Annotated in this window: 7 protein-coding genes; 5 read left to right on the forward strand and 2 right to left on the reverse strand. The window is 59.6% G+C overall.

What is annotated here, in order from left to right:
- Positions 1-5: 5 nt before the first annotated feature.
- Positions 6-887, reverse strand: a complete 882-nt coding sequence (locus H1B37_RS03490) for a DUF58 domain-containing protein (RefSeq protein WP_182865267.1) — start codon at positions 885-887, stop codon at positions 6-8.
- Positions 877-1,959, reverse strand: a complete 1,083-nt coding sequence (locus H1B37_RS03495; RefSeq protein ID WP_182865212.1) for an AAA family ATPase — start codon at positions 1,957-1,959, stop codon at positions 877-879. Before H1B37_RS03495 ends, H1B37_RS03490 begins: the two co-directional genes overlap by 11 nt.
- Before the next feature lie 174 nt (positions 1,960-2,133).
- On the opposite strand from H1B37_RS03495, the gene H1B37_RS03500 reads away from it, so the two are divergent.
- The 5 genes from H1B37_RS03500 to H1B37_RS03520 all read left to right on the forward strand — a co-directional run bounded on the left by H1B37_RS03500 (position 2,134) and on the right by H1B37_RS03520 (position 10,131).
- A complete protein-coding gene (locus H1B37_RS03500) occupies positions 2,134-5,112 on the forward strand; it encodes a tetratricopeptide repeat protein (RefSeq protein ID WP_286177367.1) in 2,979 nt (992 codons plus the stop codon).
- Entirely contained in the window at positions 5,109-5,942 is an 834-nt protein-coding gene (locus H1B37_RS03505) for a DUF4159 domain-containing protein (protein ID WP_182865213.1), read from the forward strand. The genes H1B37_RS03500 and H1B37_RS03505 overlap by 4 nt, the downstream gene beginning before the upstream one ends.
- A 105-nt stretch (positions 5,943-6,047) precedes the next feature.
- Positions 6,048-7,037: an AAA family ATPase gene (locus H1B37_RS03510; RefSeq protein ID WP_182865214.1), complete on the forward strand. Its 990-nt coding sequence runs from the start codon at positions 6,048-6,050 to the stop codon at positions 7,035-7,037.
- Positions 7,034-8,014, forward strand: coding sequence for a DUF58 domain-containing protein (locus H1B37_RS03515; RefSeq protein ID WP_182865215.1), 981 nt, complete (start codon positions 7,034-7,036; stop codon positions 8,012-8,014). The genes H1B37_RS03510 and H1B37_RS03515 overlap by 4 nt, the downstream gene beginning before the upstream one ends.
- Positions 8,011-10,131, forward strand: coding sequence for a BatA domain-containing protein (locus H1B37_RS03520; RefSeq protein WP_182865216.1), 2,121 nt, complete (start codon positions 8,011-8,013; stop codon positions 10,129-10,131). The genes H1B37_RS03515 and H1B37_RS03520 overlap by 4 nt, the downstream gene beginning before the upstream one ends.
- Positions 10,132-10,148: the final 17 nt, after the last annotated feature.

The raw sequence follows: 10,148 nt of genomic DNA on the forward strand, positions 1-10,148 counted from the left end.
CCTCCTTACCGGCGTAGTTTGGGTAGCGAGGTGCGGTGAGACAAAAATCGTGCCAGCAACGCATCCAAGGGGTCACTGGTGCGGACCTGGATGTAGTCGATCGAAAGTCGCCCACAGGCCCGACGCGTCGAACTGAGGAATTGATCGAGGGCGTCCAAGTAACCTTGTCGCAGCGCGCGCGGATTGCAATTGAGCAAGTCGTCGCTTTCGAGCGCTTCGAACCGTGTCGCTCCGTTAAACGGAAACTCGATCTCGTCGTCATGCAAGACGTGAAACAGGGCCACGTCGTGACCGCGGGAACGCAGCACCCGCAAGCCTTCGACCAACGAATCGATTCCCAGCAGGTCCGAAATGATCAACACCAACCCGCGACGCGGAATCGCCTGGCCGACCTGTTTGGCCACGCGAACCAGATCCGTGCGACCGTCGGCGCCGACCTGATCGAGCATCGCCAAGATTCGCGCGAGTTGCTGTTGGTTGCTTTTGGCCGGCACGGTGTCGCGGACCGTGGTATCGAACGTGATCAACCCGCAGGCGTCCTTTTGACGCAGTGCCAAGTAGGCCAGTGAAGCGGCGATCGAGGCGGAATAATCGAATTTGTTGGTTTCGCCTTCGCCGTAGGACATGCTGGCGCTGCGGTCGACCAGCAAGGTCAATCGCAGGTTCGTTTCCTCTTCGTATTGCTTGATGTGCAACCGGTCCTGGCGCGCGTACACCTTCCAATCGATGTGACGCAGTTCGTCACCGCGGTTGTATTGGCGGTGCTGCAGGAATTCGATCGACTGGCCGAAGTAGGGACTGCGGTGCATCCCCGACAGGAAGCCTTCGACGACGCGCCGCGCCGTCAGTTCCATCCGACGAATTCGCTGCGTGACTTCAGGACGCAAATATTTTTTGGAATCGGGCATCACGCGAAAGCTCGTCTTCGGTCGTCGGTGTCGCCGCTACGATGCGATCGATCACATTGTCACTGGTCACCCCGTCACTTTCGGCGGCGAAGTTGACCACCATGCGGTGCCGCAGAACGGGCTTGGCCAGTTTTTGGATGTCATCGATGGAGACATGGAAACGACCTTCCAAGAGCGCCCGGGCCTTGCCGCCCAGGATCAAGAATTGAACCGCACGCGGTCCGGCCCCCCAGCCGACCAAATCGTTGACGAAATCGGGCACGCCCTCGTCACCGACACGGGTCTGCCGCACCAACGACAATGCGTAACGCACGACGTGATCGCTGACCGGCACGCGACGCACCAGGTCTTGCAAGCGGATGATTTCGTCGGCATTGAGCACCGCTTGGACTTCACCGGTCTCGGTCCCCGTCGTTCGCCGTGCGACTTCGAACTCCTCTTCAAACGAGGGGTATTCGACAAACACTTTGAACATGAAGCGGTCCTGTTGTGCCTCCGGCAACGGATACGTCCCTTCTTGCTCGATCGGGTTTTGTGTGGCGAGAACAAAAAACGGCGTGGGCAACGGGTGGCGGGTACGCCCGACGGTCACCTGACGCTCTTGCATTGCTTCCAGCAACGAGGCCTGTGTTTTGGGCGGCGTTCGGTTGATTTCGTCGGCCAGAATGATGTTGGCAAACAACGGGCCTTCCATGAACCGAAACGCGCGGTGCCCGCTGGCACGGTCCTCCTCGATGATTTCGGTTCCCGTCACGTCGGCGGGCATCAGGTCGGGAGTGAACTGGATGCGGGAAAACGCCAGGTCCATCGTCCGGGCCAGCGTGCTGATCATCAATGTCTTGGCCAGCCCGGGCACGCCTTCCAACAGAACGTGACCGCGGCTGAACAGCCCGATCATGATCTCGTCGATGACTTCCTGCTGGCCGACAATGACTTTGCCGAGTTCCTCACTGATCTGTTTCTTAGCGTCGTTGAGACGTGCCGCGTCGGCTGCCGAAAGCTCGCCCACCGCCGCCGGATCGTTGCCTGCTGCCTCACCCGAGTTATCCATTCCGTTCCCACAATCAAAAGGTGCCACGCTTACTGAACCGCTACAGGATACCAGCCGGACTACGCTCCGGATATAGGAACCCCGGCAGAACAGGATCGGCTCGTCCGTCGACCAACCCTTGCCCCGTTTCGTTCCGCTACAATCGTTAACTACCTGCCCGCTCCAACCCACCCAATGGTGCCCACCGCCGTGTTTCGACATTACGCTCCCCAGGTTGTGTTGTTCGGTCGACCGCGACCGCGTCGTCGGGTGCGGGAGTGTCGGCGGACGTTTGACTGCGGTGCCGATCCAGGCCGGCTTCGTGACCAAGTGTCCAACACTGCTGCGGCCCCGGCCGGGCCTGGCCGAACACGCGTCCGGACCGCTAGCGCATCGGGCTGGTTGCGGGTTGCCGCAATCGTCTTGCTCGCGTTGGTCAGCCGATCGGCCACGGCGGCAAACTATTCCGAAGCCGAAACGTTGTTCCTGGCCGGAAAGATCGACCAGGCACAAGAAATCGCCGCGGCCGAGGTGGAGCGCGGAATCTGGAATCGCCGCTGGTCGGAACTGTTGATCCGGTGCCAATTGGCGACCGGTCAGTACGAGGGGGCACTGGAAACCTATGACGCCGCCATCGGACGCTATCCCACCAGCTTGCCGCTCCGCACGCTGGGAATCGAGGTCGCCCACTTCAATGATCTGCCCGACCGGGCGGCCAGCGAAAAGGCGATGATCGAGCGTTACCTTCAATCGGGACAACTGAGATACGCGACCAGCGACACACTGATTGCCGCCGGACGTTTTTTCTCAAACAACGGGATCGATGCTCGGATCATCTTGAAAAACTTCTTCGATCGAGTGCTGGAAACCGACGCGACCAACTTGGAAGCCTTGATCGCTACCGCCGAACTTGCCATCAGCAAGGGTGACTTTGCCGTCGCAGCGGAAACGGTGGCCAAAGCCCAGCAGCGTGAACTGGACGACGCCCGATTGGATTACCTGCTCGCCGTCGCACTGCGTTCGTCCGATCCCCAACAATCCCGACTGGCCCTCGCCGAAGCGCTCGGCGCAAACCCTGTCTACGAACCGGCATTGATCCTGAAGGCCGAACAGGAAATCGATCGCGAACAATACGATCAGGCCGAAACCACGATCCAGGAAATTCTAAAGACCAACCCAAAGAGCCCCTCGGCGTTTGCACTGAAGGCTGTGCTGGCACATTTGGCCGGAGATTACCAGCTCGAAAAACAGCATCGCGAAAAGGCGTTGCAGTGGTGGCCGACCAACCCCAATGTGGACCACTTGATCGGACGAAAATTGTCCGACAAGTACCGATTCGCCGAAGGGGCGCATTACCAACGACTGGCGCTGACGTTCGAGCCGTCTCACATTCCGGCGACATTCCAGCTGGCTCAAGATCTGCTGCGCCTGGGCGACGACGACGTCGGCTGGGAATTGGCCGAACAGGTTAACACCGAAGACCCTTACAACGTGGTCGCCTACAACCTGATGACATTAAAAGATCGCATCGATGGGTTTGAAACGATCCGGGCGAGCGACCCATTGGAGACGACACAGGATGTCGACGCCGCGCTCGCCGAACTTGGCGGCAAAGAACCTCGCCAGCCCGGTGAAATTCTGATCCGGATGGATCCGCGCGAACGCAAGGTCTATGGCAAGGCCGTCGCCGAACTGTTGACCGAAGCCAAGCAAGTGCTGTGTGAGAAGTACGACCTGGAGCTGACGCGACCGGTGACCGTCGAAATCTTTCCCAAACAAAGTGACTTCGCGATTCGCACCTTCGGGCTTCCCGGTGGCGAAGGTTTCCTGGGCGTCTGCTTCGGCCGCGTGATCACCGCCAACAGCCCGGCGTCGCAGGGACCACGACCGTCGAATTGGAAGAGCGTGTTGTGGCATGAGTTTTGCCACGTGATCACGCTGACGAAAACCAAAAACAGGATGCCGCGTTGGTTGAGCGAAGGGATCTCGGTGTACGAAGAACTTGAGCGCGACCGGCGATGGGGACAAACAATGACCGCCCGCTATCGAGAAATGATTTTGGGCGATGACTTTACGCCGGTCTCGCAGTTAAGCGGTGCGTTTTTGAGCCCGCCTTCGCCCACGCACCTCCAATTCGCTTACTACGAGTCCTCGCTGGTGGTCCGCTACCTGGTCGAAACGTTCGGTGCCGACACGCTGAATGCGACACTGGATTCCCTGGCCGCGGGGATCCCGATCAATCAGGCGCTCGCGGAAAACATCGCCCCGATGGAACGGATCGAAACCGGGTTTGCCCAGTACGCGCGCAGTATGGCCGAAGAATTTGGCAACGGGCTCGAATTCGCGCGCCACGATTTGCCCGAAGACGCGCCGCCGAGTGAGATTTTGCAATGGGCGGAAAAGAACCCGGACAATTACTGGGCGCGGATGACGTCGGCCCGATCGGCAGTGGCGCAAGGCCAATACAAAGCCGCGGCCGAGCATTTTGAGTTTCTGGTCAAGAAGAATGCGGCGACCGGCGAACAGGAGGGCGTGCTGGAATCCCTGGCGGCTTGTTACCGCGAACTGGGGAATGTGGACAAGGAGCGGGAAACCTTAAAACGGCTTTTTTCAGTTTCGTCCGATGCTTTGCCCGGTTTGCAGCGTTTCATGGAAATGGAGAAAGCGCGAAGCGAATGGCCGTCGGTGTTCAAGTCAGCCACTCAGGCACTTGAGATTCAACCCTTCTCTGAAGACGTGCATCAATCGCTGGTCACCGCTTGTCGCGAAATGGAACAAAGCGAAAACGCGATCGACTCGCTGCGGGCGCTGCAGGCCATGGAACCGGTGGACGTCGCCGGGCTGAATTACCAACTGGCCGAATCGCTCGCTGCCGCCGGTCAGGTCGACGCGGCGAAGCGGCATGTGGTCGATGCGCTGTTGATGGCACCACGCTATCGTGACGCCCATCACCTGTTGCTGAAACTTCACGCCCCGCCGAAGCAAACGCCGGAGTCGGAAACTGAACCGGAGTCGGATCAGCCGGATCCGTCACCGTCGGTTGAATCGAGCGAGCCGAGCGAAACGGCCGAAGCGACGGAAGAAACACTGACGGAACAAACGCCTGCAGATCAACCAGCGGCCGAGTCCGCTGACGCAAACGAGTCACCTGCTGCGGAGACCGAGAACCGATGAAAGGCCGACGTCCCAGAATCTTGGTCCTGCTGACAACGATGTTGATCATCGGGGCCACTTCGGTCGCGCTGGCCCAATGGAGGCGACGGTTCCGCAGCATCGAAGAAGACCGACGCGGTGTCCCGCAATGGGAGGTCGATCGGCAGTTCCCCGGCGACAACTTTACCTTCGCTCGGGTCCGCTACGATTCCTATTATGGACGCGGCGGCGGTGGCGGCTGGCGCACCGATTATCCCGACAGCGATCTCAATTTTTCGTTGCGGCTGCAGCAACTGACCACCATCAAGGTCAACCCCGACCCGGTGATCGTCAATCTGACCGACGACAACCTTTCCGACTACCCGTTCCTGTACATGATCGAACCGGGCAGTCTGGTGTTCAGCGAAGCCGAAGTGTTGGCGCTGCGGAAATATTGTTTCAACGGCGGCTTTCTGATGGTGGATGATTTCTGGGGCGATCGGCAGTACGAAAACTTGGAATTCGAATTGGCACGCGTCTTCCCGGATCGCAAGCCGTTCGAAGTCCCGCTGGAACACGAGATCTTTCATAACGTGTACGACATGAAAGAAAAGCCTCAAGTGCCGGCCATCGGCAGGGCGTGGGGATCGGTCACCTGGGAGGACACCCGCGACGGCAGCGACAACAGCGTGCCGCACTACCGAGCGATCGTCGACGACAAGGATCGAATCATGGTGTTCATCTGCCACAACACCGACCTGGGCGACGGCTGGGAACGCGAAGGCGAAGACGAAGAGTACTTTCGTGAGTTCTCTGTCAAAAAAGCCTATCCGATGGGAATCAACATCGTCACCTACGCCATGACCCACTGAAGTGCTGCCCCTCATGCCAGTCCTCTCTTTCCCATTCACGACTTCCATCGCTGGCGTCTCGCCCGTGAAGTTTTTCATTGTCCGGAGCCCGTAGTCAACTTGCCAATGTCAGTCACTGAAGCCAACGTGGTCGAGCAGATCCAGCAAGCCCGCGAACGAATCGTCGGCGAATTGTCGAAAACCATCGTCGGACAACACGACGTGATCGAACAACTGTTGATCAGTCTGCTTGCCGGAGGGCATTGCTTGATCACCGGACCGCCCGGATTGGCCAAAACGTTGTTGGTCCGCAGCGTCGCCCAAGTCTTTCACCTGCAGTTCAGCCGGATTCAATTCACACCGGACTTGATGCCCGTGGACATCGTCGGCACGGAGATTCTGGAGGAATCGACCGACGGCCATCGCAGTTTGACTTTTGTCAAAGGCCCCGTGTTCGCCAACGTGATTCTGGCCGACGAGATCAACCGGACGCCGCCAAAAACGCAAGCCGCGATGCTCGAAGCCATGCAAGAACATCAGGTGACCGCCGCCGGAACTCGGTACGAATTGCCCGAACCGTTCTTCGTCCTCGCGACGCAGAACCCCATCGAGATGGAAGGCACCTATCCGTTGCCGGAAGCTCAACTGGACCGGTTCCTGTTCAATGTCAAAATCGATTACCTGCCGCCGGAGGACGAGTTGTCGGTCGTGTTGCGGACCACCGCGTCCAAACCGGAACCGATCAATCCGTTGTTCACCGGCGAAGACGTGTTGCAGTTCCAGCAAACGGTTCGCGAAGTCCCGATCGCGACGCCGATCGCCGAGTACGCCGTCAAGATCGCCCAAACCACGCGGCCCAATCGCGAGGGGGCGCCGGAGTTTGTCAACGAGTGGGTCGGCTGGGGCGCCGGAACCCGGGCCTCGCAAACCCTGGTGCTCGGTGCCAAGGCGCGGGCGTTGCTGATGGGACGCGCCCATGTCCAAACCGAAGACATCGTCGCGCTGGCTCACCCGACGCTGCGCCACCGCGTGCTGCCGACCTACAAGGCCGAAGCCGAGGGTGTCACGATCGAACAAATCATCGACAAGTTGCTTGAGACGATTCCCAAACCATGAGCAACGTTGCGACAGCCGAACCGTCCGCGGTCGGATCGAATTCCAACACGAATGATCGCGCCGGGGTCGATCCGTCGGCACTGATGCGCATCAAGAGTCTAAAGCTGCGCGCCAAGACCGTCGTCGAAGGCTTCTTCTCGGGCCTGCACCGCAGTCCGACCCACGGCAGCTCGATCGAATTCAGCGAGTACCGAGCCTATGTCCCCGGCGATGACCTGCGCAATCTGGACTGGAAACTCTACGCCCGCAGCGATCGCTACTTCATCAAGAAATTCGAAGACGAAACGAACCGACGTTGCTATTTGGTGGTCGATCAAAGCCGGTCGATGAGCTACGGTTCGATCGGGTACAACAAGATCGAGTACGCCCGCACGGTCGCCGCGACTCTGGCGTACTTTCTGACGATGCAACACGATGCCGTCGGTGTGCTGACCTTCGATACCGAACTCGGTGATTTCCTGCCGGCCAAACTCGGTGCCAAGCAGTTCCACCAAATTCTGGTCGAACTCTCGCGGCCGGCCGAGGGCAAAGGCACCGACATCGAAGCGCCGCTGCGGCAGGTCACGTCGCTGGTTCCCCGCCGCGGTCTGGTGATTTTGATGAGTGATCTGTTGGCACCACCAGGGATGCTAAAGACGCAATTGGCGGCGCTGCGGGCTCGCGGTCACGAAGTGGTTTTGTTGCGGATGATCGACCCCGGCGAACTCGACCTGGGCATTGTCAACCCCGCGATGGTGACCGATGTCGAAACCGGGCGTCAGATCTACGTCGACCCGACCACCGCCAAGGCGAACTACACCGAGCGGTTTTCGCAGCACCGCCGCCAGATCGAATCGATTTGTGAATCGACCGGCGTTGGTTATTACGAACTTGTCACCGACAAACCGCTCGATTTGGCGCTCTCAAGCCTGATCCACGCCCGCAACCGACTCGGCAAATCGGGATTCCGGTCGATCAGCCAAGGGGGACGCCAATGAGTTTTTTGGCACCATTGTACTTTCTGGGGGCGCTGGCCGTCGCGGGGCCGATCATCTTTCACCTGATCCGCCGTCAGCCCCGCGGCGAAGTCGAATTCAGTTCGTTGATGTTCCTCGATTCGACACCGCCACGATTGACGCGGCGCAGTCGTTTGGAGAATTGGCCGCTGCTGTTGCTGCGCTGTGCCGCGATCCTGCTGCTGGCCTTTGCCTTCGCCAGGCCGTTCCTGCCGATCTCCGAATCGGACTCCGTCGCCGGCGTCAAACAGGCGGTCGTCGTGTTGATCGACCAAAGCGCCAGCATGAAGCGTGCCGGATTGTGGGACCAGGCGAAAAACAAGGCCATGGCGATTCTGGATGAATCCGACGACGAGACACTGCTGTCGGTGATCGCGTTCGATTCCGAACCCCATTCCGTCTTGTCGCTCGACGAATCAACTCGACTGGTCGCCGACACTCGCAAAACGGCCGCACGGGAAGCGATCGATGCCCTGGCGCCGACGTGGTTCTCCACCGACGTCGGGAAAGCGATCCGCTATGCCGCCGATCAAGCCGCGCTGTTGGAACTCGGCGATTCCGAAAACGCCGCGGCCACGCCGAACAATCCGATCGCCAGCGCCGCGATCGAAACGCGGATCGTGCTGCTAAGTGATCTGCAAAGTGGTGCCGGGATCGAAACGTTGCAGGGATACGAGTGGCCCAGTCGCGTTTGGCTGGACGTGCAACCGCTGACCGCCAGCACACGCGGCAATGTCAGCCTGCGCGTGATGCCACAACGGACCGCCGCCGACACCGATGATTCCCTTCGAGAGGCGGCGGGGAATGCGGTCCGTGTCCAAGTCTCGCAGGCCGATGACGGAGAAACATCGACGTTCCGGCTGCGTTTCAACGGACAAGACAATGACGCCGCGGTGGTTCAAGTGCCGCCAGGCCAAACACGCTTCTTTACCGTCAAACTGCCGGATGCCGCACCCACGGATGCTTCCAGTGACAAAGACAAGCGTTCGCGGACCGCAACGCTTGACGTGTTCGGCGATCGTGACAGTTTCGACAATACGTATCACTTCATTCGCCCCAGCCGCGTCAGCCAACAGGTTCGTTTCGCGGAAATGAGCAAGACCAACGCGCCAATCGAAGCATCTGCGGCCGCGCGGGAAACGCTTTCGTTCTACGCCCGTCAATTGCCCTGGTCGGACGCGACGCGCCACGTCGATTTTAATCTGACGCAACGTGACGACTGGACCGATGGACTCTCCGCCACCGAAACGCCGTTGGTGATCGCCAGCGGTTCATCGGCCGCAGCGGCAAACGGCGACGCGGTGGAGCAATACCTGTCGTCCGGCGGACGGATCCTCGTGGTTTTGGATGGCCCCGTCGACGACGCCACCGGTGCTGCGATCGCAGCGTTGCTGAAGGCGCCAAAATTGACGATCGGCGAGGCGGATGCGGAGGACTATCGCTTGATTTCCTCGGTCGATTTCACGTCGTCGCTGATCGCGCCGCTCTCCGATCCTGGCGTCAATGATTTCAGCAACATCCGAATCTGGAAGCACCGCCAACTGCAGGGTCTCGGCGACTCGCTCGCGGTCACGTTGAAATTGGACGACGGTTCGCCGCTGTTGGTCCGACGGGACGTCGTCAATGATTCGCCCGAGGTTCCCGACGGCAAGTTGTGGGTGCTGGCAACCGGCTGGCAGCCCGCGCAAAGCCAATTTGCACTGTCGACAAAATTTGTTCCGATCCTGCTCGGAACGCTGGGACCGAATTTGCAACTCGCCCCGGAATCCTTGACCATTGGCGACGCACTCGCGGACAGCTCGATCGCGTCCGAACCGGGGTTTGTCGAAATCGACGGCGAGACCTTTGCCGTGAATCTCGAACCGTCCGAAAGCGAGACCGAGTCGTTTGACATGGACCGAATCAGCGGGTTCGGAGCCGTCATCTCGTCGCCATTGGCCAGGCAACAGGAACAGATTGCCCAGCGGGCCTTGCGCGATGTCGAATTGGAAGCGAAACAAGGCTGGTGGCAATGGTTGATCCTGGCCACCCTCGGATTCATTGCCGCTGAAACCTTGCTGGCCGCCAAGGAGCGTCCCGCACCGCAGGCTGAAGCATGAATTAGTTCCGAGCAACA

This window comes from Stieleria mannarensis (assembly GCF_014154935.1).
Classification (GTDB): domain Bacteria; phylum Planctomycetota; class Planctomycetia; order Pirellulales; family Pirellulaceae; genus Stieleria; species Stieleria mannarensis.

Coding starts and splice junctions, on each gene's coding strand:
- H1B37_RS03495 (WP_182865212.1), bottom strand. CDS start 1,959: ATGGATAACTCGGGTGAGGCAGCAGGCAACGATCCGGCGGCGGTGGGC.
- H1B37_RS03500 (WP_286177367.1), top strand. CDS start 2,134: ATGGTGCCCACCGCCGTGTTTCGACATTACGCTCCCCAGGTTGTGTTG.
- H1B37_RS03505 (WP_182865213.1), top strand. CDS start 5,109: ATGAAAGGCCGACGTCCCAGAATCTTGGTCCTGCTGACAACGATGTTG.
- H1B37_RS03510 (WP_182865214.1), top strand. CDS start 6,048: ATGTCAGTCACTGAAGCCAACGTGGTCGAGCAGATCCAGCAAGCCCGC.
- H1B37_RS03515 (WP_182865215.1), top strand. CDS start 7,034: ATGAGCAACGTTGCGACAGCCGAACCGTCCGCGGTCGGATCGAATTCC.
- H1B37_RS03520 (WP_182865216.1), top strand. CDS start 8,011: ATGAGTTTTTTGGCACCATTGTACTTTCTGGGGGCGCTGGCCGTCGCG.